At 74.0% G+C, this 25,045-nt stretch carries 22 protein-coding genes and 2 pseudogenes; 13 read left to right on the top strand and 11 right to left on the bottom strand.

Features of this window, described 5'->3' with window-relative positions:
- Positions 1-326 (top strand): annotated as a pseudogene (locus BI06_RS51800) (hypothetical protein); the annotation flags it as partial.
- A gap of 43 nt (positions 327-369) precedes the next feature.
- Positions 370-1,185, top strand: coding sequence for a bifunctional 2-polyprenyl-6-hydroxyphenol methylase/3-demethylubiquinol 3-O-methyltransferase UbiG (locus BI06_RS38015; protein ID WP_043475887.1), 816 nt, complete (start codon positions 370-372; stop codon positions 1,183-1,185).
- A 124-nt stretch (positions 1,186-1,309) separates the two neighbouring features.
- Here BI06_RS38015 and BI06_RS38010 read toward each other — a convergent pair whose 3' ends face one another.
- Entirely contained in the window at positions 1,310-2,152 is an 843-nt protein-coding gene (locus BI06_RS38010; protein ID WP_369826363.1) for an SAM-dependent methyltransferase, read from the bottom strand.
- A gap of 188 nt (positions 2,153-2,340) precedes the next feature.
- Here BI06_RS38010 and BI06_RS38005 point away from each other — a divergent pair, with 188 nt between their 5' ends.
- From BI06_RS38005 to BI06_RS37980, 6 genes are all read left to right on the top strand, one after another.
- The gene (locus BI06_RS38005; RefSeq protein WP_043475884.1) at positions 2,341-3,255 is read left to right on the top strand and encodes a hypothetical protein; all 915 of its coding nucleotides are present in this window, start codon (positions 2,341-2,343) and stop codon (positions 3,253-3,255) included.
- Positions 3,256-3,368: 113 nt separating this feature from the next.
- Complete coding sequence (locus BI06_RS38000) at positions 3,369-3,737, top strand: PRC-barrel domain-containing protein (RefSeq protein WP_043475882.1); 369 nt, start codon at positions 3,369-3,371, stop codon at positions 3,735-3,737.
- A 151-nt stretch (positions 3,738-3,888) separates the two neighbouring features.
- Positions 3,889-4,155, top strand: coding sequence for a metal-sensitive transcriptional regulator (locus tag BI06_RS37995; protein ID WP_030393156.1), 267 nt, complete (start codon positions 3,889-3,891; stop codon positions 4,153-4,155).
- A gap of 284 nt (positions 4,156-4,439) precedes the next feature.
- Entirely contained in the window at positions 4,440-5,891 is a 1,452-nt protein-coding gene (locus BI06_RS37990) for an endonuclease/exonuclease/phosphatase family protein (RefSeq protein ID WP_043475880.1), read from the top strand.
- 14 nt (positions 5,892-5,905) lie between these two features.
- Positions 5,906-7,912, top strand: a complete 2,007-nt coding sequence (locus BI06_RS37985; protein WP_030393154.1) for a phosphocholine-specific phospholipase C — start codon at positions 5,906-5,908, stop codon at positions 7,910-7,912.
- A gap of 109 nt (positions 7,913-8,021) precedes the next feature.
- Positions 8,022-8,495, top strand: coding sequence for a VOC family protein (locus tag BI06_RS37980; protein ID WP_030393153.1), 474 nt, complete (start codon positions 8,022-8,024; stop codon positions 8,493-8,495).
- Positions 8,496-8,517: 22 nt separating this feature from the next.
- Here the strand turns inward: BI06_RS37980 and BI06_RS37975 are convergent, their stop codons facing one another.
- The 3 genes from BI06_RS37975 to BI06_RS37965 all read right to left on the bottom strand — a co-directional run bounded on the left by BI06_RS37975 (position 8,518) and on the right by BI06_RS37965 (position 11,056).
- Positions 8,518-9,780: an aromatic acid exporter family protein gene (locus tag BI06_RS37975; protein ID WP_030393152.1), complete on the bottom strand. Its 1,263-nt coding sequence runs from the start codon at positions 9,778-9,780 to the stop codon at positions 8,518-8,520.
- A gap of 90 nt (positions 9,781-9,870) precedes the next feature.
- The gene (locus BI06_RS37970) at positions 9,871-10,611 is read right to left on the bottom strand and encodes a polyprenol monophosphomannose synthase (RefSeq protein ID WP_030393151.1); all 741 of its coding nucleotides are present in this window, start codon (positions 10,609-10,611) and stop codon (positions 9,871-9,873) included.
- 178 nt (positions 10,612-10,789) lie between these two features.
- The gene (locus BI06_RS37965) at positions 10,790-11,056 is read right to left on the bottom strand and encodes a GlsB/YeaQ/YmgE family stress response membrane protein (protein ID WP_030393150.1); all 267 of its coding nucleotides are present in this window, start codon (positions 11,054-11,056) and stop codon (positions 10,790-10,792) included.
- Between the two features lie 382 nt (positions 11,057-11,438).
- On the opposite strand from BI06_RS37965, the gene BI06_RS37960 reads away from it, so the two are divergent.
- Entirely contained in the window at positions 11,439-14,573 is a 3,135-nt protein-coding gene (locus BI06_RS37960; RefSeq protein ID WP_063795122.1) for an AMP-binding protein, read from the top strand.
- Positions 14,574-14,633: 60 nt separating this feature from the next.
- A pseudogene (locus tag BI06_RS37955) lies at positions 14,634-15,080 on the top strand (DUF4259 domain-containing protein).
- A 7-nt stretch (positions 15,081-15,087) separates the two neighbouring features.
- Here BI06_RS37955 and BI06_RS37950 read toward each other — a convergent pair.
- Positions 15,088-16,041: an NmrA family NAD(P)-binding protein gene (locus tag BI06_RS37950; RefSeq protein ID WP_082558976.1), complete on the bottom strand. Its 954-nt coding sequence runs from the start codon at positions 16,039-16,041 to the stop codon at positions 15,088-15,090.
- A gap of 91 nt (positions 16,042-16,132) precedes the next feature.
- Here BI06_RS37950 and BI06_RS37945 point away from each other — a divergent pair, with 91 nt between their 5' ends.
- On the top strand, positions 16,133-16,870 hold the full coding sequence (locus BI06_RS37945; protein ID WP_043475879.1) for a TetR/AcrR family transcriptional regulator: 738 nt from the start codon (positions 16,133-16,135) through the stop codon (positions 16,868-16,870).
- Positions 16,871-16,897: 27 nt separating this feature from the next.
- Here the strand turns inward: BI06_RS37945 and BI06_RS37940 are convergent, their stop codons facing one another.
- The 4 genes from BI06_RS37940 to BI06_RS52990 all read right to left on the bottom strand — a co-directional run bounded on the left by BI06_RS37940 (position 16,898) and on the right by BI06_RS52990 (position 19,704).
- Entirely contained in the window at positions 16,898-17,401 is a 504-nt protein-coding gene (locus BI06_RS37940) for a hypothetical protein (RefSeq protein WP_149030608.1), read from the bottom strand.
- 158 nt (positions 17,402-17,559) lie between these two features.
- On the bottom strand, positions 17,560-18,210 hold the full coding sequence (locus tag BI06_RS37935; protein WP_051742750.1) for a hypothetical protein: 651 nt from the start codon (positions 18,208-18,210) through the stop codon (positions 17,560-17,562).
- Between the two features lie 125 nt (positions 18,211-18,335).
- Complete coding sequence (locus tag BI06_RS37930) at positions 18,336-19,355, bottom strand: RICIN domain-containing protein (RefSeq protein WP_043475876.1); 1,020 nt, start codon at positions 19,353-19,355, stop codon at positions 18,336-18,338.
- Positions 19,356-19,554: 199 nt separating this feature from the next.
- Positions 19,555-19,704, bottom strand: coding sequence for a hypothetical protein (locus tag BI06_RS52990; protein WP_206743651.1), 150 nt, complete (start codon positions 19,702-19,704; stop codon positions 19,555-19,557).
- A 124-nt stretch (positions 19,705-19,828) separates the two neighbouring features.
- Here BI06_RS52990 and BI06_RS37925 point away from each other — a divergent pair, with 124 nt between their 5' ends.
- On the top strand, positions 19,829-21,001 hold the full coding sequence (locus BI06_RS37925) for a tetratricopeptide repeat protein (RefSeq protein WP_233290455.1): 1,173 nt from the start codon (positions 19,829-19,831) through the stop codon (positions 20,999-21,001).
- A 1-nt stretch (position 21,002) separates the two neighbouring features.
- On the opposite strand, the gene BI06_RS37920 is transcribed toward BI06_RS37925, so the two are convergent.
- A complete protein-coding gene (locus BI06_RS37920; RefSeq protein ID WP_043475875.1) occupies positions 21,003-21,650 on the bottom strand; it encodes a TetR/AcrR family transcriptional regulator in 648 nt (215 codons plus the stop codon).
- A 118-nt stretch (positions 21,651-21,768) separates the two neighbouring features.
- Between BI06_RS37920 and BI06_RS37915 the strand changes: the two genes are divergently transcribed.
- Complete coding sequence (locus tag BI06_RS37915; RefSeq protein ID WP_199523419.1) at positions 21,769-22,392, top strand: SRPBCC family protein; 624 nt, start codon at positions 21,769-21,771, stop codon at positions 22,390-22,392.
- 43 nt (positions 22,393-22,435) lie between these two features.
- Here the strand turns inward: BI06_RS37915 and BI06_RS37910 are convergent.
- Positions 22,436-25,045, bottom strand: a 2,610-nt coding sequence (locus tag BI06_RS37910; RefSeq protein WP_051742749.1) for a non-ribosomal peptide synthetase, incomplete at its 5' end; no start/stop codon positions are given.

Below are 25,045 nucleotides of genomic sequence, written 5' to 3'. Positions count from 1 at the left end.
CCACCGCGACCGCCGCCGCCACGGCCGCCGGTGGGGCCGAGCCCCGGCTCGCCCTGACCGGTGGCCTGTTCCGCTTCGACCCGCTGCGCCGGGCGACCCTGGACGCGCTCGCGGTCCGCCTCCCCGCCGCCCGCCCCGGCCCCCCGGACGGCCCGCCCCTGCTCGGAGCCCTCCGGCTGGCCGCGGCCGCCTCGGCCGCCGTCGGCACCGTCGCGCCGGGGTTCCCCTGGCCGCTGGACCCGCCCCTGCTCGACGTTCTCGACCTCGCCGGTCTACCCGATCTCCCCGACCGCGCCGCCGCCGAGGACGGCCCGCGGCGGCCGTGAAAAGCATTTGAGGGGTGCTCCGGGCTCTGGCAGCGTGGTCGGTATGGAGAAGACCCCTGCCCCCGACGACTGGCTGGCGACCAACCGCGCCAACTGGGACGGCCGCGTCCCGGTGCACACGGCCAGCGACTTCTACGACCTCCCCGGCTTCGTGTCCGGCAACGAGGCGCTGCGCGGTTTCGAGCTGGCCGAGGTCGGTGACGTCAGCGGCAAGTCCCTGCTCCATCTCCAGTGCCACATCGGCCTGGACACGCTGTCCTGGGCCCGCCGCGGCGCCACCGTGACCGGCCTGGACTTCTCCGAGCCGGCGGTGCACGCCGCCACCGAACTGGCCGCGAAGATCGGCGCGGACTCGGCCCGCTTCGTCGTCTCCGACGTGTACGAGGCGGTGGAGACGCTCGACGGGCAGACCTTCGACATCGTCTACACCGGCCTCGGCGCCCTGTGCTGGCTGCCGGACATCGAGCGCTGGGCCCGCACCGCGGCCTCCCTGGTCGCCCCGGGCGGCTTCCTCTACCTGGCGGAGTTCCACCCCTTCGGCGACACCCTGGGCGACGACGGCCGGACGGTGGAGTACGACTACTTCGACCGCGACGCCACGGTCTGGGACGACCCCAGCACCTACACCGACGGCGAGGTGACGTCCTCGGCCACCAGGACCGTCGAGTGGCAGCACGGGATCGGCGACGTCCTCAGCGCCCTGGTGGCCGAGGGCCTGCGGGTCGAGTTCCTCCACGAGCACGACTTCACGCTGTTCCCGCGCTTCCCGGTCCTGGAGCGCGACCGGGGCTTCCGCTTCCCGGCCGGTCAGCCCCGCGTCCCGCTGATGTACTCGATCCGCGCGGGCAAGCCCGCCTGACGCCGTCGCGCGGTGGCGCCCGGACGGACCGGGCCGCCACCGTCGCAGTGCGGTGCTGTCGCAGGGCTGTGCAATGCCGTGCACGGCAGGGCTGTGCCATGCAGGGCTGTGCTGTGCCGTTCCGTCAGGACTTGCGGCCGACCGCGCCGTACATGCTGACCCGGTCCGCGCCGGGGGCCGGGTCGCCCTCCGGACGCCACAGCGGGACGGTGACCACCCCGGGGTCCAGCACGTCCAGGCCGTCCAGGAAGGCGCCCACCTGCTCCCGGCTGCGGCCGACCAGCGGTGCGGTGGCCTTGCTGTAGACGCCGGTCACCCGGTCGCGGACCTCGGCGGGGATGAAGTCGGCGGTGCCGTGGGACAGGATCAGGTGGCTGCCGGGCGCGAGGGTGTCCAGCAGCGTGCGGACGATCTCGTACGGTCCGTTCTCGTCCGGCACGAAGTGCAGCACGGCGGCCAGTACCAGGGCCATCGGCTTGTCGAAGTCGAGCAGCTTCTCGGCCTCGGCGGCGGCGAGCAGGTCGACCGGCTCGCGCAGGTCGGCCTGGATGACGGTGGTCCGGCCGACGGCGGTGCCGCCCATCAGGGCGCGGGCGTGGGCGAGCACGATCGGGTCGTTGTCGACGTAGACGATCCGGGCGCCCGGATCGACGGCCTGGGCGATCTCATGGGTGTTGCCGGCGGTCGGGATGCCGGTGCCGATGTCGAGGAACTGGTCGATGCCGAGTCCGGCCACATGGCGCACCGCCCGGTTCAGGAAGCCCCGGTTGGCGCGCGCGGTGGATCTGAACTCCGGGTTGGCCGCCAGCGCCCGCTCGGCCGCCTCGCGGTCGGACGGGAAGTTGTCCTTGCCGCCCAGGTAGTAGTCGTACATCCGCGCCGGGTGCGGAATCTCCGGCCGGAGGTCGGCGGGGACGCCGGGCTCGCCCGGCTCCCACATCTCGTTGTAACCCACCACTGTCCCCACGCCTCCGCACCTGGCCGAACTGATGATCCGTCGGCGCACAGCGTAGGTGTTCGGGTACGCCCGTGGTGCGGCGAGGTCGGTTCACCCCCGCTTGTGCGCAATGGCCGCGTTGCGGCGGGATGGGCCGGAACGGCCCCGGCCCGGGTCCCGACGGTCCGCTGTCGGAGGCGCCTGGCAGTATCACGGTCGTGAACCACTCCCGCACCACCCCGCCGCGCCCGCTCGACGTGACCTCGGTGTTCCCCGAACTCGCCCCGCTGGCACGGGAGGCGGTCCGGCTGCACCCCCGGCCCGGGGCTCCTTCGCCCTACGAGAGTTCGGTCGGCGGACCGTTCCTGTGGCCCGCCGACGAGCCCTGGCCGCACTGCGGCGAACAGCACGGGTGGTGGGACGATGCGACCGACGAGGAGCACGAGGGGCCGAACCCGATGGTGCCCGTGGTCCAGCTCCACCTGCGCGACGTCCCGCTGCTGCGCCCGCCCGCCGGGGCGGACCTGCTCCAGGTGTTCTGGTGCCCCGTCGAGCACGAGCCGGACCTCAAGCCGCCGACCGTGCTGGTCTGGCGGTCGGCCGCGGAGGTCACCGAGGTCCTCGCCGCGCCGCCCGGGCCGAAGGTCGTCGAGTACGACGGCTACCTCCCGGTCCCGTGCGTGCTCGCACCGGAGCGGATCACCGAGTACCCCGACTTCCTCGAACTGAGCGGGGAGCTGCGGCAACAGCTGACCGACTGGAGCAGGTGGCGGGTGGCCGACCCCGCCCTGGACGGCTCCTACGAGCCCTACCCGCAGGCGTTCTACGACGCCGCGCTGGCCGAGGCTCCGGGCTGGAAGGTCGGTGGCTGGGCCCCGTGGGGCCTCACCGATCCCGTCGCCCGCCGCTGCGAGGTCTGCGGCGCCGGGATGACCCCGCTGCTGACCATCGCCTCCGGTGAATGGGACGGCGGTACCCACGGCTGGGTCCCGTACGAGGACCGGGAGCTCGCCGCGGCGCGCCTCGCCGATCTGGCCAACCCGCCCGGGGTCCAGGTCTCCAAGGGCAACCACCTGCAGATCTACGTCTGCCCGGAGTCCCCGGAGCACCCGCACACCGACCTGATCCAGTGAATCCGCGCCCCGGCCCGGCGGGCGGGCCGGGGCGGACAGGCGCAGGATGGGAGGGTCCGGGGCGCCGCCCACAACCGTGGCGTGCCGCCGTGGAGCGGGAGTGGGAGGCAAGCATGGCTGTAGCCGAGATCGTTCCGGCCGACATCAGGGAGTGGCGGGGGCAGGCCGTCGTGGACGAGAAGGACCACCGGATCGGCACCCTGGAGTCCGTCTACGTCGAGACCGCCAGTGACGAGCCGTACTTCGTGACGGTCACGATCGGTCTGGCGATGAAGCGGCGGCTGGTGTTCGTCCCGCTGGACGGCGCGGTGCTGGGGCCGGGGTACCTCCGGGTGGCGTTCCCGAAGGCGCTGGTGAAGCAGGCGCCCTCGATCGGCGTGGACGACGTGCTGCCGGCCGAGGACGAGCCCGAGGTGTTCGCGCACTACAAGCTGGAGTACGTCACGGGGGCGGGCGGGGAACGGCGGCTGGCCCGGCGCTGACCCGGAACTGGCCCGGCGCTGCCCGGGAGCTGCCGCGGAGCTGGCGGGAGCTCCTTGCCGACGGCACGGCCCCCCGGTCGACCATCGAGGTCCGGATACCCCACGGGGTACACTGGAGGACCGGTGGTCGACAGTGGAGGGCGGTCCTGACATGCAGGTGGACGAGGAGGCCGTCGGCGCCGTCCTGAACCGGCTGCGGCGCGCCCAGGGCCAGTTGGCCGGCGTGATCGCCATGATCGAGGCCGGCCGGGACTGCAAGGACGTGGTGACCCAGCTGGCCGCCGTGTCGAGGGCGCTCGACCGGGCCGGTTTCAAGATCGTGGCGAGCGGCATGCGCCAGTGCATGGCGGGTGCCGAGGAGGGCACGGCGCCGATGACCGAGGCCGAGCTGGAGAAGCTCTTCCTCACCCTCGCCTGACGGCCGGCGCCCCCGCCCGCGCCCCGCCCCACTCCTTACGCCCCACGTTCCCTGCGCCACGCCGCTCGTTCCGTGCTGCCCGCGCCACATTTCCCGTTCCGCCCGACATCCCGTCACGTTTCGTTCATGTCCCGGTCGCCGGTCTTCGGATGAATGGGCCCGGCCCACAGTTGTACAGCCAACTGTTGATGGGCCGACCCTCCCAAGCCTCCGTCACCAGCCGCGGACGGCCCCGGCCCGGTACCCCCCGACGGCCCGGTGCCCGAGCGGCGGACAGGACATCCGTGGCCACCGGCAGCACCCTGACCAGCACGTCGTCGAGCAGCCCCGTCGAGGGCGACCGCCTCACCTTCCACTGGACCACCGACGCCCCCGACCCCAAGAACTGGGTCGGCATCTACGACGGGGACCGCCTGCCCGGCACCGGCAGCTCCCTGCTCTGGAAGTACACCCCGGCCGCCGACGGCGACGTCCAGCTCGACACCTCCGCCCTCACCGGCGGCCCGTACACGGCCTACCTGCTCGCCAAGGACGGCTACGGCATCCTCGCCAGGACCCAGCCGTTCACGTTCCGGCCCAAGCCGGCCGTGGTCCGCCCGCACGCCGTGGTGGACTCCTTCACCGCCACCCCCGTCGCCCCCGGCGCGGCCGTCACCGTCGAGCTCGGCGGCCTCTGGGCCCGCCCCGCCGGGAACCCGGCCGGCAGCGCGACCTTCCGGAAGGTCTCCGGACCGGCCTGGCTCGCGGTCGCCGCCGACGGCACCGTCACCGGCACCGCGCCGGGCGGCGCCGCGCCGCGCACCCCCGAGGTCCTGGTCGTCGGCGTCAAGGACAGCGCCGGAGCCACCGACACCGTGACCGTGCTGCTCCCGGTCGTGGACCCGGCCACCGCGCCCCGGCTCAAGGTCGCCGGCTGGAACCTGGCCAACGCCGGTGCCGCCTTCACCGACGCCACCGAGAAGCAGCTGCGGGTCGTGCTCGCCCAGGGCCTGGACGTGCTCGCACTCCAGGAGACCGGCGGCAAGGCCGCCCAGACGCTGGCCGACGCCCTCGGCTGGTACGCCCACCAGAGCGCCGGCAGCGTCGGCCTGCTCAGCCGCTACCCGCTGACCGCCGTCACCCCGGCCACCGCCGAACTGCCCGCCGCCGCGGCGACCGTGCAGCTGCCCGGCGGCCGCGCTGTCCGGGTCTGGACCGCGCACCTCGACGAGTCCGACTACGGCCCGTACGCCCTCCAGGACGGCCGCACCGCCGCGCAGGTCCTCGCGGCCGAGAACGCCTCGGTCCGGCTCCGGCAGGCCCGGGCGCTGGCCGCCGCCGTCACCGCCGACGCCGCCGCGGGCGCCCCGGTGGTGCTCGCCGGCGGCCTGTCCTCGCCCTCGCACCTGGACTGGACGGCCGCCACCGCCGCCGCGCACGGCGGCGCCGGCGCGCTCGCCTGGCCGGTCACCACCGCCCTCCAGGAGGCCGGACTCACCGACACCTTCCGCGAGGAGAACCGGGACCCGGTGAAGGCGCCCGGCACCACCTGGTCGCCGGTCCGCAAGCAGCGCGCCGCCGGCAAGGCCGAGCCGCAGGACCGGATCGACTACGTGCTGTACCGGGGGAAGCTGCGGCTCGTCGAGGCGCACACCCTGGTCGCCGACTGGCCGGCCACCGCCGCCGACCCGGCCGCCCTCGCCGCCAACCAGTGGCCGTCCGACACCGCCGCCGCGGTCGCCACCTTCCAGCTCTGAAAGGCCAGTTCGCGATGTCCGAGCTCTCCCGCCGCACCTTCGTCGGCGCCACCGCCGCCGGCGCCGTCGCCCTGACCGGCCTCCAGGGCACCCCGGCCCAGGCCGCGCCCACCCAGCCCGCCGCCGCTCCGGACCGCCTCACCGGCACCATCAAGGACGTCAAGCACGTCGTGGTGCTGATGCAGGAGAACCGCAGCTTCGACCACTACTTCGGCGCCCTCAACGGCGTGCGCGGCTTCGGCGACAAGCAGGGGCTCCAGTTCCCCGACGGCACCGACGTGTTCCGCCAGCCCGACCCGCGCCGCAGCGACGGCAACGCGATGCTGCCGTACCGGATGGACACCTCGAAGTACAACGCGCAGAACGCCGGCGGCCTGCCGCACGACTGGGCCACCGGCCACCAGGCCATCAACAACGGCGCGATGAACAAGTGGATCGCCGCCAAGGGCGAGCGCACCATGGGCTACTTCACCCGCGAGGACATCCCCTACCAGTACGCGCTCGCCGACGCGTTCACCCTGTGCGACGCCTACTTCACCTCGCTGGCCGGGCCGACCGACCCCAACCGGCTCTACCTGTGGACCGGCACCGCGGGCCCCGGCCGGGACGGCACCACCGGCCCGTGGATCGACAACACCCCGGTCACCGACAACCCGGTGGCCGACTGGACCACCTACGCCGAGCGTCTGCAGTCGGCGGGCGTCACCTGGCGGGTCTACCACAACCCCAGCAAGGACGACCGCACCGGCGACTACGACGACAACGCGCTCTCGTACTTCAAGCAGTTCCACAACTTCCCGAAGGACGACCCGCGTTACATCAACGCGATGACCAAGTTCGACCCGGCGGCCTTCGACGCGCACTGCAAGGACGGCACCCTGCCGACCGTCTCCTGGCTGGTCGCGCCGTACCTGTTCTCCGAGCACCCGGAGGCCGGACCGGCGTACGGCGCGCACTGGGTGAACCAGGCCCTGCAGTCGCTGATGTCCAACCCGGACGTGTGGCGGCACACCGTCTTCCTGGTCATGTACGACGAGAACGACGGCTACTTCGACCACATGGTGCCGCCCACCCCCGAGCCGGGCACCCCGGAGGAGTTCACCCAGGGCCGCGCCATCGGCCTCGGCAACCGCGTCCCGCTCTGGGTCGCCTCGCCCTGGTCGCGCGGCGGCTGGGTCAACTCCCAGGTCTTCGACCACACTTCGGTGCTGCGCTTCATGGAGCAGGTCACCGGTGTGGCCGAGCCCAACATCTCCGCCTGGCGCCGCGCCGTCTGCGGCGACCTCACCAGTTGCTTCGACTTCGCCGCCCCGGACCACTCGATCCCGCAACTGCCGGACACCAACGCCCTGATGGCCAAGGCCGACGCGGGCACCAAGCTCCCCGGTGTGCAGCTGCCGGCCGTCGGCGCCCAGTCCATGCCGGTGCCGGAGCGGGGCGACCGCCCGCACCGCCACCTGCCCTACCAGCCCTGGGCCGAGGCGGAGGTGGACCGCCTCACCGGCCGGGTCACCTGCACGATGAGCAACGACGGCGCCGTGGCCTTCCCGTACACGGTCTACCCGAACATCGTCCAGCCCTTCGCCGGGACGCCGTTCACCGTGGCCCCCGGCGCCTCGGCCACGTACGTCTGGGAGGCCGCGAAGACCAACGGCCGCTACGACTTCACCGTGCACGGCCCGGACGGCTTCGTCCGCCGCTTCGCCGGCACCGTGGTCCGCGACGGCCAGGGCGACGCCGAGCAGCCGTCCGGCCAGAACGACATCGCGGTGCCGATCGTCACCGCCGACCTGTCCGGCTCCAAGCGCCTCACCCTCCAGCTCGTCAACGACGGCATGACCGACGTCTGCTTCACCGCCGTGCCGAACGACTTCGCCGGCACCGCGCAGACCGTCTGGGTCCGGCCGGGCAAGCAGAGCAACCTGGTCTGGCCGCTGGACAAGCAGGGCCGCTACGACGTGGTGGTCACCGCCGCCACCGGCCAGCGCTTCACCCGCCGGTACGCGGGCTGGGTGCACTGAGTCCGGATCCCCGGGCGCCGCGGCCGGCGGAGCACCGAACCGGTGCCCCCCGGCCGCGGCGTGGCGTGGCGCGGCCGCCCCGTCGGGGCCCGCCGCTACCGTCTGCCCCATGCAGCAGATCACACCCTGTCTCTGGTTCGACGACCAGGCCGAGGAAGCCGTCCGGTACTACACCTCGGTCATCCCCGACTCCCGGATCACCGGCGTCACCCACTACACCGAGGCCGGCCCGGGCACGGCCGGCACCGTGCTGACGGTCGCCTTCGAACTCGGCGGCCGACCCTACGTGGCCCTCAACGGCGGCCCGATCTTCCCGTTCACCGAGGCCGTCTCGCTCCAGGTGCACTGCGACGACCAGGCGGAGGTGGACCGGCTCTGGGCGGCCCTGCTGGAGGGCGGCGGCCAGGAGGGGCCGTGCGGCTGGCTCAAGGACCGCTGGGGCCTGTCCTGGCAGGTCACCCCGCAGGTGCTGATCGACCTGGTCGCCGACCCGGACCGGGCCAAGGCCGGGCGGGTCACCGCGGCGATGCTGGAGATGCGCAAGATCGACATCCAGCGGCTGCTCGACGCCGCAGCGGGCTGAGCGCCCGGACCCGACCCAGGGCTCAGCTCCGGGCGCCCGCCGACGCCTTCCCGCGGCGGCGGCGGACCCGGGCGAGGACCGGGTCGCCGCGCAGCCAGCGGCGCAGCCGACCGAGCCGGGAGAACCGCTCCCGGCCCGCCACCGAGGCCCGGTCCAGCTCCTCCATCAGCCGCCGGGAGCGGTGCTCCAGGTCCAGTTCGTCGAGGATCCGGTCGACCTCGGTCAGCAGCGACCCGAGCAGGTGCCAGGAGTCCGGGTCCGCGCGGACCTGCTCCAGCAGCAGCCGGGCGACGTTCTCCCGGCTCGCCCAGGCGGCCGTCAGCTCGGCGGCGAGCCGCTCCTCGGCCTCCTCGGCGTTCCGGCTGACCTGGGTGGTGACCAGCACGGCGAAGCTCACCAGCGCACCGCCGACATGGGCGAGCAGCTCCTCCATCGCCACCGCGAGGCCCGGCGCCACCAACGGCTCGCCGGGCCCGCGCCGTTTGGCGAGGTCGGTGAGCGAGCGCGAGATGACCCGGATCACCACCACGCAGATCTCCAGCGTGTCCAGGCCGGTGCGCAGCACCAGCCGGGAGAGCAGCCCCTCGCTGATCCGGGGGTTGAACCTGAGGCTGTCCTCGGCCTGGCGCAGCGCGGCATCGACGTCGGCGATCGCCTGGTCGAGCCGGCGGGCCTCGTGCAGGCGCTCGGCGGCGTCCGCGACGGCGGTGGGCCGGCCCAGCTGCTCGGAGAGGTCGAGCAGCAGGTGCCGGGCCCGGCGGGCCAGGTCCTCGATCGACTCGCCCGCGGTGTCCAGCCAGACCGGCGGGGCGAACACCAGGTTGAACAGCAGGCCGACGCTCGCGCCGATCAGTGTCTCCAGCACCCGGTCCCAGGCCTGCGAGGCGAGTTTGGTGACGCCCAGGATCAGCATCGCGCTGATCGCGACCTCCTGGACGAACTCGTCCACCCGGACGAACCGGCCGATGACCAGCGAGGCCAGGATGATCAGCCCGAGGCTCCACCAGGAGAGCCCGACCACCGCGCTGAAGCCGATCGCGATCAGCACGCCGACGACCACCGAGTTCACCCGGCGGATGCTGGTGGTGAGCGTCGAGTAGACGGTGACCTGGACCACCAGCAGCGCGGTCAGCGGGGCCGTCAGGGGGGCCGGTTCGCTGCTGAGCCAGGTCGCCACCACGTAGGAGAGGGTGGCGGCGACGGTCGCCCGGGCGGTCTGGACGGCGAAGGGTTCACGGGCGGCGCGGCGCAGCAGGCCGACCACGGAGTCCGGTAGCAGGGCCATGCGCACCTCCTTCCCCGTCCCCCGTTTCCCACCGGTCTCTCCCGCCCCGCGTTCCCCGTCGGTCCGGACCGCGTCGGGCGGAACCGGTGGCTACTGCTTGCCGCGCCCCTCGCGCAGCAGCTTCCACGGCGCGAGCGCCGACTCCACCTGCACCCCGAGGCTCATCTTGGACGCGCCCTCGACCCGCTCCTCGAAGCGGATCGGCACCTCCTTGATGGTCAGCCCCTGGCGCACCACCCGGTGGTTCAGCTCGACCTGGAACGAGTACCCGTTGCTGTTCACCGACGGCAGGTCGATGGCCCGCAGGGTCTGCGCCTTCCAGGCCTTGAAGCCGGCGGTGGCGTCGCGCACGCCCAGGCCGAGGATGGTGTTCACGTAGAGGTTGGCCCAGGCGGAGAGCGCCTTGCGGTGCCACGGCCACTCCTCGGCGGTCGACCCGCCGGGCACGTACCGGGAGCCGAGCACCACGGCCGTGTCGTCGGCGAGCAGGGTCTCCACCATGAGCGGCAGCACGGCGGCCGGGTGGGACAGGTCCGCGTCCATCTGGACGACCACGTCCGCGCCGTCCTCCAGGGCCCGGGCCATGCCGGCCACGTAGGCGCGGCCCAGGCCGTCCTTCTCGGTGCGGTGCAGCACCGAGACCCGGCCCTCGGACTCGGCGGCCAGCTTGTCGGCCACCTCGCCGGTGCCGTCGGGGGAGTTGTCGTCGACGACCAGCAGATGCAGGTTCGGCAGGTCGAGCCCGGCCAGCAGGCCGGCGAGGACCGGAAGGTTCTCCCGCTCGTTGTAGGTGGGCACGACCACAACGACCTTCGGGGCGGCCTCGACCATGTTCTGTTCCCTCGCGAGTTCGGCGGCACGGCCGTCGGGCTGCGACGGCCGTGCGAGTCTAGCCGCGCCGCATCGAACAGCATCGCGCCGGACCACCCTCCGGACCCGGGCCGGACCGGGTCCGGGCGCGGTCCCGGCCCGGGGCGCGGCCGGGACCGCCGGTCACCTGGACCGGCCGTCACCTGGACCGGCGGGAGCTCCAGGCGGGGGCGACGATGCCGATCAGGCCGACCGCGAAGGCGAGCTGGAGCAGATGGCGGATCCAGTCGATGCCGGAGGTGTGCCGGACACCGATCCACCCGGCGACCGCGTTGCCCAGCCAGGCCCCGGCCGCACCGAGCAGCATGGTCAGCCACCACGGGATGGCCTGCGGGCCGCGCAGGATCAGCTTGGCGATCACACCGAGCACGAAGCCGATGAGCAGAATCCACAGGAGCTGGAACATCGCATTCCACCTTTCGAGGCACGTTCCCTCATGATCGCCCGAACCGCGCGGCACGGCACGTCCAGACGCGACCGCCGCGGTGCGGGCCGTCCGGGCCCCCGCCTGCCCCGACCGCGCCGCTCTACTCCCAGGGGCTCTCCCGGACCCCATCCTCCGGATCCCTCCCACCGGCGCCCGCCCGGCGGCTACGCTCCGCGACCGCGCCCGCGGTCGCAGACCGTCACCGGGAAGCCCGCGCCGCCGACCGCCGCCTCCCGTACCGTCCCCGCGGTCCGCAGGCGGACGACTCTGGCGGGGGACGGCGCCGAGCCGCTACGGTCTGGACCAGCCACCCGTCCGGCCGATCGGCCGCGCCCCGTCCTGGCCACTTCCGGGAGTCGTCATCAGCACCCGATCCACCGTCAGTGCCGTTCCCACCGCCGCCGCTTCGGCACCCGGGACGCCCGACGCGCTCACCCTGACCGACCTGCTCGACGACCGGGCCGCCCGGCACCCCGACCGGCCCGCGCTGATCGCCCCCGGCCGACCGGCACTCGACTACCGGACGTGGCGGGAGCGGGCGGTGCGCGCCGCCCACGGGCTCGCCCGGGCGGGCCTCCGGCCGGGCGAGCGGGTGCTGCTGCTCTTCCCCAACCGCTCCTGGGACGCCTACGCGGTGGCCTTCCTGGCCGCGCACTACGCGGGCGCGGCGGCCGTCGTCGTCCGCGAGGACCTGAGCGCCGAGGACACCGCGCGGCTGGCGGGCGACAGCGCGGTGGTCCTCGCGGTCGCCGGATCCGCCGACGAGGAGCGGGCCGCCGCGGCCGGCGTCCGCTGCCTGCCGCTGGCCGGGCTGGAGGCCGACGGCCGCGGTGCCGGCGACGGCGCGCAGGAACCGCCGCACCGCCCCGCCCCCGGCGACCTCGCCCAGGTCATCGGCACCTCCGGCACCACCGGCGCGCCCAAGGGCGTGCACGCCGCCCACGCCAGCCTGACGGCCGGCCAGCGGCTCGACCCGCGCCCGCGCCCCTACGCCCACTCCGCGCACGCCGTGCACGCCTTCCCGATCGGCACCAACGCGGCCCAGGTGGTGCTGGTCAACGCGCTGGTCGCCGCGCCCGCCACGATCTGCCTGCCGCGCTTCGACGCCGAGGAGTTCGGCCGGACCGTCGCCGAGTACCGCGCCGGCACCGTCTTCCTGGTGCCCTCGATGGCCGTCGAACTGCTCAACTCCGGTACGGCCGGGCGGCACGACCTGAGCAGCGTCCTACTGATCAGCTCCTCCGCCGCCGCCCTGCCCGCCCCCGTCGCCGCCGCCCTGCGCGAAGCCCTGCCGACCGCCACCCTGGTCAACACCTACACCTCCGCCGAGGCCTCGCCCGCCCAGATATCCGCCGTCGTCGACCCCCGCCGGCCCGGCTCGGTCGGCCGCCCCACCAACCCGGCCGACCTGCGGCTGCTCGACGAGGACGGGCAGCCGGTCGCGACCGGCACCGTCGGCGAGGTCTGGCTGCGCCAGCCGGGGCCCCCGCGCGGCTACACGGCCGGCGCGCAGGCCACGGCCGCCGTCTTCCGCGACGGCTGGGTGCGGATGGGAGACCTCGGCCGGCTCGACGCCGACGGCTACCTCCACCTGGTCGACCGGGAGAGCGACATCATCAAGTCCGGTGCCCTCAAGGTCTCCACGCTGCGCATCGAGGACGTCCTGCACGCCCACCCCCAGGTCGCCGACGCCGCCGCGCTCGGCCTCCCGCACCCCGTCATGGGCGCGGTGCCGGTGGCCGCCGTCGTGCCCGCCGCCGACGGCCTGGACCTCGACGAACTGCGCCTCTTCCTCGCCGCCCGCCTCGGCCGGGCCGAACTGCCGGTCCGGATCCTGCTCACCGACCGGCTGCCCCGCAACCCCAGCGGAAAGGTCGTCAAGCACGAACTGCGGGCACGATTCGACACCCCCGCCGAGGCCCCGGCCGGCACCCCGCCCACCACCGGCACCGAACTCGCCCTCGCCGCCGTCTGGCGCAAGGTGCTCGGCCGGCCGGTCGCGGCCGTCGAGGACGAGTTCTTCGCGCTCGGCGGCGACTCCTTCCGCGCCGTCCAGCTCGCCGCCGCCGTCTCCGCCGCGTTCGGCGTCGCCGCGAGCACCGCCCTGGTCTTCGAACGGCCCTCGCTGCGCGCCCAGGCCGCCTGGCTCGCCACCGCGCCCAGGACCGCCGAGGCCGCGCCCCCGGTCGACGAAGCCGCGCTCTCCCCGTTCCTGCGCGAACTGCGCGCCCAGCCCCACGACATCCCGCTCACCTCCCAGCAGGAGAACTTCCTGCGCTGGATGGCCGAGGCCGAGGGCCGCAACGTCGGCGCGGTCGCCGTGATGTTCCGCGTCACCGAAGCACTGGACCCGGGCCTGCTGACCGAGGCCCTGTACGAGGCGGTGCGCCGCCACCCCGCGCTGCGCACCCGCTTCGTGCCCGTGCCCGGCGCCCTGCCGGGCGTCCGGCGCGCCGTCGTCGACCCCGAGCCGCAGGTGGAGGCCGTCCTGGTCGACGCCCCGGGGGAGAGCGACGACGAGGTGTCGGACCGGCTGATCGCCGCCCGGGACCGGCTCACCGACGTCGGCGAGGGCCCGATGACCGGCCTCGCCGTGGTCAGCCGGGGCGCCGAGGACCACGCGGTGCTGCTCGCCGTCCACCACATCGTGGGCGACGGCTGGTCGGTCGGCGTACTGCTGCGCGACCTCGGCGTCATCTACTCGGCCCTGCGCCGCGGGCGCCCGGCGCCCCCGCCCCGGCCGATGCCGACGCTCGGCGAGCTGGTCTCCCGCTCCAACGCCAACTGGCCGCTCGCCCGGTCCCACTTCGCCCGCACCCTGGCCGGCGCCCCGGAGGCGGTGCACCCCTTCCCGGGCCGCACCGACACCGAGACGGTGCTCAGCGCAGCTCACCGGCTCACCGTCCCCGCCGACCGGGCCGCCGCCCTCCGCGACCGGGCCGCCGAGGCCGGGGCGACCCCCTTCCAGGCCCTCGCCACCGTCTGGCTCGGCCTGCTCGCGGAGCGCAGCGGTCAGGCCGACCTGGTCCTGATGACCCCCGTCCCCGGCCGCACCACGCCCGAGGCCGAACAGGCCGTCGGCTGCTTCGTCCAGTCCCTCCTGCTGAGGGTCGACGCCTCCGGCGCTCCCGGCTTCGCCGAACTCCTCGCCCGGGTCCGCGACACCGCCACCGCGGCCCTGGACCACCAGCTCTACCCCTTCGCGGAGTTCAGCCCGCTGGTCCCGTTCGCCGCCTGGCTCCGCTACGAGAGCTGGAACGCCCCCGCCCAGCTCCCCGGCCTCGCCTGCACCGCCTGGGAGGTCCCGCGCCGCGCCACCGTCCCCTACCCGATGCCCGGCGGCGACCGCCACGTCCCGGAACTCGCCGCCACCGAACAGCCCGACGGCTCCCTGGTCTGCTGGCTCCGCTACAACGAGCACGCCTTCACCCCGGCCGCCGTCGACGCGCTCGCCGCGGCCCTGGAGGCCCGCATCGCGGAGGCCGCCGGCGGCTGAGCCCGCGTGATTGTCGGTGGGCGGTGCCATGATCCCCACGAGCGAACTGAGGAGAGCACTGTGGGCACCTGGGACATCGGACACTTCGACAACGACACCGCGGCGGACTTCTGCGCCGGCCTCGACGAGGCGGCCGCGGGGGACCGGGAGGGCGTGCTCCGCTGAGTGCTGACGCTGGCCGCCGACACCGGGGCCGAGGAGTACCTCGACTTCGACGAGGCGGTGGAGGCGGTGGCCGCCGCCGCCCTCGTGGCCTCCCAGTGCCCCGGTGGGGAGCCGGTCACCAGCGCCTACGGGCCCGACGAGCCCCTTCCGGAGTTCGCCGTCGACCTGAGGCCGATAGCCGCTTCGGCCCTGGACCGGGTGCTCGCCGACGAGTCCGAGCTCGCCGAGCTCTGGGACGAGAGCGAGGACGGCCCCGCCTGGCGCCGCGCCGTCCAGGAGCTCCGCGAGGTTCTCGCACCGGCACCCGGACCGGCTCCGGAGGCGCTGTTCGAGCTCGCTTGACGGCCGGTCAGGACGTCGGCCCCGGAGCGGCGCTGTCGCCGGTGGCGTCGAACCGGGCGCGCAGCGCGGCGGCGCCGCCCTCGGCGAGCCAGTCACCGAGACTGCGCAGCCCGGGGTGGACCACCCGCAGCGCCTCGATGTCGACCCGCCAGCGGTGGCCCTCGGCCCACTGCCGGCGGACTTCGGCCAGCCCGGGGTGCAGCGCCGCGGCCTCCTCGTGGCCGATCTGCTCGTAGCGCAGCGCCCGCCCGGTCGCGGCGGCGATCGCGGCGACGGCCTCGACCGGGGTCGGGGCGTCACCGGCCAGCTCCAGCGTCCGGCCGGCGAACCGCTCCGGCTGCTCGAAGGCCAGCGCGGCGAACTCGGCGATGTCCTCCAGGGCGATCATCTGGAGCGGTTCGTCCGGGAGGAAGAGGTGGCGGTTGACCCCGTCCCTGAAGCCGTCGAAGCCGATTCCGGCCAGCCCCAGGTAGTTGGTCATGAACCGCACCGGCCGCAAGACCGTCACCTGCCCGATCCGCTCGCGCAGGTACTGCTCGATGCGTCGCTTTCCGGGGGCCGCGAACGCGGCCCCGGTGGTCGGGGCGACACCGGTGAACACCACCTGGCGGACCCCGGCGGCGGCGGCCGCGTCTGCCAGGGCCCGGCCGCGACCGAACTCCAGCTCCTCGTCGATGCCCGTCGGCCCGTAGGCCACCGGCGGCACGGCGAACAGCGCGCCGGCGCCGGCCAGGGCTGGGCCCAGGCTCGCCGGGTCGTCCAGGTCCGCGACGGCCAGCTCGGCCCCGGCCTCCGCGAGTGCCACGGCGCCGGGCGCCGCCCGGTCCCGGACCAGGGCGCGGACGGGGCGCCCGGCGGCCAGCAGCCGCCGGGCCGTCGCCCCGCCCTGATTCCCGGTGGCGCCGGTCACGGCGACGAGGCCCCAGGCCGTGTCCTTGCGTCCAGTGCGTTCGATGGTCATCTCGTCCTCCTTGGCCCCGGTCGGTGCTTCAGCGCCGGGGATCTGGGATACTCCAACCCGTTTGGCTCCGGGGGACAAGGGGTTTCGTGACATGACGACGGTGACCGGCGCGGGCGACCGGAGCGACGCCCGCCGCAATCGGGCTCGGGTGCTGTCGGCGGCGGGCGAGGCGTTCGCGGAGCGGGGGCTCGACGTCCCGCTCGGGGACATCGCCCGCCGGGCGGGCATCGGCGCCGGCACGGTGTACCGGCACTTCCCGACCAAGCACGCGCTCGTCGAGGCGGTGTTCGCCCAGCAGTTGGGCGAACTGGTCGCCTCCGGCGAGAGACGGACGGCCCGCTCCGCGCCCACCGAGGCCTTCTTCGGGTTCCTCCTGGAGGTGGTCGGCACCACCCGCAGCCGCGCGACCGTCTGCGACGCGCTGGACGCCGACGCGAGCTGGCCGCGTCCGGTGCTGACCGCGACGGTGGCGCGCCTGCACCAGCTCCTGGAGACGCTGCTGCGGGCCGCGCAGCGGGACGGCGGCGTCCGGCCGGAGATCGGCCCCGACGACGTGGTGGCCCTCACCGTGGGGTGTGCCGCGATGCTGAGGGTCCGTCACGACCGCGCGGCCGGGCTCCGGCTCGTCCGGCTGACCCTGGACGGCCTGCGACCGTCCGCCCCGGTTGTCACGGAAGGACGCTCCTTTCGTGACAACCGGGGTCCGCACCCCGCCCCGGCCTGCGAGCAGTGCGGCACCGTGCTCACCCTCCGCCCCACCGGCCGCCCGGCCCGCTACTGCGGCGCTGCCTGCCGCCAGCGCGCCCACCGCAGCCGCCCCTCCCCCTGAACCGGGCCATCACCCCGGTCGACGTCGTCAGACGGACCCGGTGGGAGGCTCGGCAGGCCGGGGCAGACACGGCGGGGTCGAGGCCGGTGCGGGCGCGCTCGGTCCGGGGACGCTCGGAGCGGGGGACGGGGTGGCGCACTCGTCGGGGTACATCGGCCCGATCATCGAGACCCGGTTCACCTGGTAGGGGCCCTGCCCGTACCAGCCGTGGAACGTGACGGTCACCTCGTGGCTGTTGCCGATCGCGAGGGTCGTGGCGAGGGACCGCCAGTTCGGCCCGTCGGCCCAGAGGGTCACCTCGCCGCTGCCCGTCCCGGTGCCGGAGACGGTGACGAAGGTGTAGGCGCCGGCCATGGAGGCCGCGAAGCTGTACCGCGTACCGGCCACTACCGGCACCCGCTGCGTGCAGCCGGCGTAACTCTGTCCACCTGGGCGTCCCTCGACGCCCCGGTCGGTCTGCGTGAACTCGCCTTCGCAGGTCCAGCCGCGGGCGAGCGGGTCGCGGAACTCGCCGTTCTTGATCCATTCCACCGGCGCCGGCTGGGCTGCGGCAGAACCGTTCGCGGCCACAGCGGCCGCACTGGCCAGGACGAGGGCGCCGAGGACGGAGCCGAGTGGGTTGCCGCCAGGGGCACGGCGGGGGCGTGACGGGCGCATGGGTGTCTCCGGGTGTGGGGGAGCGCCGACCGTCAGGGGATGTACGTGCGCTGGCAGGTGGGCGTGGGCGTGGGCGATCCGGGGCCGTCGGTGCCCGTCGGCGTCGGCGACGGGCTCTCGGGCTCCCCGCAGGGCGGCGGCGGGTACCCGGGGCCGCTGAAGGACACCCGTCGCACGTCGTACGCCGGCTGCTCGTACCAGCCGTGGAAGTACACGGTCAGCTCGGTGGTGTCCGGCCCGGTGTCGACCTGCACCGACAGGTTGTTCCAATCGCTCCGGCTCGACCAGGTCGAGGCGTTCTCGCCCCCTGCTCCCGTCACGCCGACGAAGGCGAACGAGCCGCGCACCGTGGCGGACAGCAGGTAGTGGGAGTTCGGCAGCACCCGCACCCGCTGCGTGCACCGGGCATTGTTGTCGGCGTTCGGATACCCCGTCACGTAGTGGTCGTGCGGGATGCTGCTGGACCCGACGCTACCGTCGCACTTCCAGATCCACGGGTAGGAGTCGAAGCCCCCGTTGAGGATCAGCTCGGCGTGCGGCTGCGGATCCGCCGCACCGGCGGCGAACCCGGCGCTGGACGCCAGCCCGACGGTCGAGGCGGCCGCCGCGAGGGCACTCACGGCGAGCCCGACGGAGAGTCGGCCGCGCCTGCGGCCGGGTCGGGACAGAACGGTTGCACGCATGCCGTCTCCAGGTGGGGGAGTACCGATGGGGGCAGCGGTGCGAGGGAGTGGACCACACCATGGTGGACCCGGCCGACTCCCGTCAAGGGTCATGGACGGGAGTCGACCGGGCGGGCGGGGTCGGGTCAGGGCTTCTCGCCCTCGGCCCAGGTGATGTTGACCTGGTCGATGAAGTAGTGGCCGTCGAAGCGGAGGAAGACCTTGGAGCTGGTGTCGTTGTCGTCGATCCAGGTCTTGTTCCACTGCACGACGGTGCCGGCGCCGTCCACCCTGGGGTCGTAGAGGCCCTCGCGACGCTCGGGCTGGCTGTAGAAGCCATGGCCGCTGGCCAGCTTCCACGGCGTCCGGACGAGGGCGCCGTCGACGTCGGCGAAGAGCGCGGCGGGGAAGTTGGTGCGCGCGACCAGCTTCGGCGGCACGTAGTGGACGGTGACCTCGTCGCCGTCCACGTAGCGGGCGGGCTCCCCGGGCAGCCGGTGGAAAGCCTTGCGTACGGCGCCGTTGGTCTCGTAGCTGTCCGTGAAGGCCAGCAGAGTTCCCTCCCGGCCCTCCCGGTACCAGTCGCCCCGGGAGTAGTGGTCGAAGTCGAAGGTGTTGATGCTGGTGCCCGGGGTGAGGAGTTCACCGGGGACCTCCCGGAAGACCGTCTCCTCGAAGATCCCCTCGACGGTCCGGCTGTCCCTCTCGAAGCGCCGGGCCGGCACCCGGACCCGTCCCGTCCCCACCGGCAGATCGGTGGCCTTCGGTGCCGGGGCGGGTGCGGGCTTCGGCGCAGGCGCCGGCGCGGGCGCCCACGCGGTGCAGGCCCGGTCCTCGGCCCCGGCACCCTTCTCCAGGATCAGCGGCCCACCCGGCCGCTGGGCCGCCGGATCGGCCAGTCCGAGCAGGCAGTTGGAGGAGTCGTGGAGAGCCATCAGCCGACCGGTGTCGCGCTGCACGAAGGCCCGCCACGCCTGCCGCCAGTACGAGGTATCACTGCCGGTGTCGGAGAACTTGGGCCGCAGCGTGACCGCCGCGCCCCGGCTCGACGTCTCGGCGGTCAGGTACAGCCCGGTGGCGACATGCCGGATCCGGTGGTTGATCACCCGGAACCGCTCCGCCACCCACTGCTCCCCCTCCCCGCCGACCTCGGGCCCCAGCACCACAGCTGTCCCCTCCGGACTCCCCGGAGCAACACCCGCCACCAGCCCGGGAATCCGGTGCAGGCGTAACACGAACGTCTCGGCAGGCCAGTCGACCAGCATCTTGAACACCCTCTCGACCATCGGACATGACATCGCGTCACACCATGATCACCCGATCGGCAGACCTCGCGCCAGGACGCCCATCGCCGCTGAGGGCGAGCTACCCGGCTACCAGGGGCGCGACCACCGAAGGCCCGGCGAACTCCGCGGCCAGGGCATCCATCACTACCTCGTCGCAGACCCGCCCGAGCCAGTACCCCGCCTCCCGCAGGGCCCCGACCGTCCGGAACCCGGCCTTCTCGTAGGGCACAGAGTGCCGGTGGAGAAGCAATGGCGAGTTCGCGCGTGCGATCAACCGGGCCGGTACAGAGGGTGGCTTCAGGCTCAAGTACGAAGAGTCGGCGGTGTCGCACTGGCTCTCCGGTACGCGTCCCATGGCCAAGTACCGGCAAGTGGTGCTGGAGGTTCTGAGCCGGCGTCTTGAGCGGGTTGTCACGGCATTCGAGGCAGGATTCGTGGATCAGCCCGATCAGCAGGAACCGTCCGTGGATATGGTGGAAGGACTGGTCGACCTCGGGAGTGCCGACATGGATCCATCGCGCAGAGGCGTGCTCGGGGCTGGCCTCTACTCGGTAGCGCTGACCATTCCCGGGTGGCCGGACGTGGTGGGGAGGTTCGAGAGGCTCGGGTCCGATCCGCATGCCAGGATCGGGATGGGTGAGGTCGAGTCCGTCATTGCCATGACGGAGCGGATCAGTGAGATCGACGACCAGTTCGGAGGGCGCACCGCGCGGCCCATGGCGGCGGCGTTCATGGTCAACAACATCGTCCCGTACCTTCGCGCCACGGCCTCGGACGAGGTGCGCAGGGCGATGCTCTCCGCTGCGGCCGACCACCTCTATCTGACGGGGTACATGGCCGTCGACGAACGTCTGGACACGCTGGGGCAGAGCTACTACACCAAGGCGCTGGAGCTCGCGCTCGCGGCCGGTGACCATCTCACGTACTGCACCACGTTGCGTGGCATGAGCGTGCAGGCCGTCGAACTCGGTCACGGGGCGGAGGCGGTACGGCTTGCGGATGCGGCGTCGAGTGCCTCGCCGCAGGCCGGGCCGAGGATGCGGGCCTTCCTGGCCGGGCAGCAGGCGCATTCCCTCGCGCGGACCGGCGATCGCGCGGGGGCGCTGGCGATGCTGCGGGCGGCGGAAGTCGCCATGGAGCAGGCCGAGTCCAAGGCGAAGGCGCACGGCTCGTACGATCCCGCGTCGCTCGCCTATCACGTGGCCCAGGTGAACCATGAACTCGGCGACCGGGAAGGGGCGATCAGGGCGCTGCAACGCTCCGAGAAGGTCAGGCCCGCCGTGTACCGGCGGGCCCGGGTGCGTCATCGGGCGATGCTCGCCGAGTGGCAGGTCGAGGTCGGTCGGGTCGAAGAAGCCGTGCAGAACTGGCACTTGGCCTTGGACGACTATCCGCAGGTGCAGTCCGGTCGGGCGGACGACCGGTTCCGGGCGATGGTCGCGGCGGTGCGCCCGCACCGCCGCGATGCGCGGGTGCGGGGGCTGCTGGAGCGGGCGCGGCCGATGGCGGGTGTGCGGAGGGGCTGAATCAGCCCAGCAGGGTGGCGAGTTCGGACTCGAAGAGGACCTCCGCGTCGAAGCCCATGCCGCCGAAGTGGCCGGCCAGTTCGAGGGACAGGACGCCGTGGAGGCGGGTCCAGAGGCTGAGGAACAGGGCGAGCGCCTCGGGCGGGGCGGGGTGGCCGGCGGCCCAGGTGCGGTGGTCGGCGACGTGGGTGGCGAGCGGGGACGCCGGGGCGCCCTGGGGGAGGGTGGCGGCGCAGGCGTCGATGAGCGTCACCGCGATCTCCTGGGAGATCGCCCTCGTGTCCTCGGGCGCCTCGTAGCCGGGCACCGGGGTGCCGTAGAGCAGCAGGTAGCGCTGCGGGTCGGCGAGGGCCCAGGTGCGCAGTGTGCGGGCGAGGCCGGCCAGGTCGGCGCCGGTGGCGGCGGCCGCGCGGAGGGTGTCGGCGAGGTCGCGGTAGGCCTCGCGGACGAGTTCGGTGATCAGCTCGTCCCGGTTGGCGAAGTAGCGGTAGAGCGCGGGGCCGCTCATGCCCATGTGCTTGGCGATCGCGTTGAGCGAGAGCGCGGAGGCGCCGGCGGTGGCGATCTGTTCCCAGGCGCGTTCCATGACCTCGGCGCGGACCTGGGTGCGGTAGCGCTCGCGGGGGGTGGTGGGGTCGCTCTTCGCCATGGTGGGGGTCGCCTCTCGGATGCGTTGGTTAGAGGGTATCACGGAAGCTATTGACTCTTGGGATGCGAAGGAGTTAGAACTTCTCACAAGAAGAACGAGGGCTAGGGAAGGAAATGCCATGTTCGGTATGCGTAAGGCCGGAATCCGGGCCGCCGTGATCACGGTTCCGCTGGTTGTCGGGCTGTTGAGCGGCGCCGCGGCTCCGGCCGGGGCGCACTCCGCGAAGCCTGCCAAGGGCCTCACCTGCCGGGGAGCCGGGGTCGATCCGGCCGCGCAGATCCGGTACCGGACCGAGGCCGTGATCAACGCACCGCTGGACGTGATCTGGAAGCTGCAGACGGACGTCGACCGCTGGCCCTCCTGGCAGCAGGCGGTCAGCAGCGCCGAGCGCCTCGACCACGGGCGGTTCCGCGCCGGGTCGGCGTTCCACTGGACGACGCCGATCCCGCCCGAGGTCGGGATCCCGGCCACCGCTCTGGACATCACCTCGACCGTGCGCCAGGTCGCGGACCGCTCCTGCCTCCGCTGGACCGGCCCGGCGGACGGGGAGGGCCTGCACATCGACGGGGTGCACGTCTGGAACTTCACCAAGGTGCGGGGCGGGGTACGGGTCAGCACCGAGGAGACCCACACCGGGCCGCAGGTCGATGCGAATGTGCCGCTGGCGACCGCGATCCTGCGGACGGGGCTGGAGGCGTGGCTGACCGACCTCAAGGCGGCCGCCGAGGCCCGGGCGCGGTGAAACGGGAGGGCGCGGGAATCGGCCCGCGCCCTCCCGGGGCGGCTCAGTCGTCCAGGCGGTCGGCCGCCTCGTCCTCGCTCAGCGCCTCGATCTCGGCGACGAGCAGCTCCTCGACCCGGGCCGCCAGCGCCGCCACGGTCGAGAGCTCGAAGGCGTCGCGGATCGGGACGTCCAGGCCGACGCCCGCCCGGATCCGGGCCACGACCCGGGTGACCAGCAGGGAGTCGCCGCCGAGTTCGAAGAAGTCGTCCAGCGCTCCCACCTGCGGCACCCCGAGCACCTCCTGCCACAGCTGGGCGACCAACTGCTCGGCATCGGTCCGCGGCGCCAGGTACGGGCGTGCGGCGGCGGCTGCCGGTTCCGGGAGGGCGGCGGTGTCGAGCTTGCCGTTGAGGGTCAGGGGCAGGGTGTCGAGGAGGACGACGGTGTCGGGGACCAGGTAGGCGGGCAGCCGCCGGAGCAGGTGCTCGCGCAGATCGGCGGCGTCGGGCGCCGCGCCCGGGGCCGGGACGGCGTACGCGACCAGGCGGCGGCCGCCGCGCACCACGGCGGCGGCCCGGGCCACCTCCGGGAGCGAGGTCAGGGCGGCCTCGATCTCGGCCGGTTCGATCCGGTAGCCGCGCAGCTTGACCTGCTCGTCGCCGCGGCCGCGGTAGTCGAGCGTCCCGTCGCTGCGCCAGCGCGCGCGGTCGCCGGTGCGGTACATCCGGCCGGCGGCGTCGGCATCACCGGCGAACGGATCGTCGAGGAACGCCGAGGCCGTCAGGTCGGGTCGGCCCAGGTAGCCGCAGGCGAGGCCGGTGCCGCCGATGTGCAGCTCGCCCTCGGAGCCGCGCGGCAGCAGCGCGCCGCGCTCGTCCAGCACGTACAGCCGCACGCCGGGCAGCGGGCGGCCCAGGGACGGGCGGCGGGCGGCGTCCGGGGCGCCGAGGTCGGTGGCGGTGACGATCACGGTGGCCTCGGTCGGGCCGTAGGTGTTGACCAGTCGGACGGTGTCGCCGTGCCGCTCCCGCCAGCGGGCGACGGCCTCGGCGCGGACCTCGGAGCCGCCGAGCACCACCAGCCGCAGGGCGGCCGGCCACGGGGTGCGGTCGTCGTGCGAGACCAGCTCCTCCCAGTAGGCGGTGGGCAGGTCGAGGACGGTGACGGACGGGCCGTGCGGGCCGCGCAGCAGTTCGGGCAGGGTGCGGCCGCCGCCGGGGAGCAGCACCACGCAGGCGCCGGAGGCGAGCGCGGGCCACAGCTCCTCGGCGTGGGTGTCGAAGCCGATCGAGGCGAACTGGACGATCCGGTCCCCGGGGGCGAGCCGGTAGCCCTCGGGCCCGGCCATCCAGTCGACCCGGGCGGCGAGGGCGGTGTGGTCGACGGCCACGGCCTTGGGGGTGCCGGTGGAGCCGGAGGTGAACAGGACGTAGGCGAGGCCGGAGCGGTCGTCGTCCGTGGCCGCCGGGGCGGTCTCGACGATCCGCAGGCCCTCGGAGCCGCCCTCGTCGGTGAGCAGCGCGACGGCCCCCGACTCGCGTTGCATCAGCCGCCGCCGCTCCTCCGGGTGGGCCGGGTCGAGCGGCAGATAGCCCGCGCCGGCCTTCCAGATCGCCAGCAGGGCCGTCACCAGCTCGAAGGACGGGGCCAGCCGGACGGCGACGAGCTGCCCCGCCACGGAGCCCAGTCGTGCCGCCAACTCGTCGGAGCGCCGGTCGAGTTCGGCGTAGGAGAGGGTGCGGCCCGCGCATTCCAGGGCGGGGGCGTCCGGGGCGGCGGCGACCCGCTCGGCGAACCGGGCGAGCACCGTGCGGGGAGCGGAACCGCGGATCGGGCCGGTGCCGAGGGCGAGCAGTTCGGCCCGCTCGTCCCGCCCGATCAGCCACTCCCCGTACAGCGGCACCGTCACGTCCGCGACGGCGGCGGTGAGCAGCGCGTGGCAGCGGGTGCCGAGCGCGGCCACCGTCTCGGTCTGGAGCACCTCCCGGTCGAAGCAGAAGGAGAGCGTCAGCCCGCCGTCCGGCGTGCGCCAACTGTCCAGCAGCAGATCGGTCTTGGCACGCTCGAAGCCGGAGTCCATGGATGCGGTGCGGACCCCGGCGGGCAGCGGGGTGCCGCCGTCCTCGCCAGCCAGGTCGTACTGGCTCTGGTGCACGAACACCGCCTGGTAGAGCGGCGCCGCGCCGGCCTCGGCGGGCAGGCCCAGGTGGGTGGCCAGCCGCTCCAGCGGGACGTCCTGGTGGCTCAGCGCGCCCAGGGTGGCGGTGCGGACGCGGTGCAGGACGGTGCGGAAGTCGGGCTCGCCGGTGAGGTCGGCGCGGAGCACGCCGGTGCGGGCGAAGTAGCCGACCAGCTCCTCCTGGGCGGCCTCGGTGCGGCCCGCGAGCGGGGTGCCGACCACGAAGTCGGTGCTGCCGGTCCAGCGGGCCAGCACGCACTGGTAGGCGGCGAGCAGCACCATGAACGGCGTGCAGCGCTCCCGGCGAGCGAGGGCGTCCAGGGCCGCGGTGAGTTCCGGGCCGAGGGCGGTGGTGGCGAAGCCGGCCGGGTGCCGGGGGTCCGCCGGGCGCGGGCGGTCCAGCGGCAGCCGCAGCCGGCCGGTGCCGGCCAGCTTCTCCGCCCAGTAGCGGAACGCGGCCTCGGTGCCGCCGCCCTCGGCGCGCTGCTGCTC

The sequence above is a fragment of the Kitasatospora sp. MBT66 genome, from assembly GCF_000710405.2.
Taxonomy (GTDB): domain Bacteria; phylum Actinomycetota; class Actinomycetes; order Streptomycetales; family Streptomycetaceae; genus Kitasatospora; species Kitasatospora purpeofusca.
Note: the sequence above shows the minus strand (reverse complement) of the source record. Positions and strands in the feature narration are given on the sequence as shown.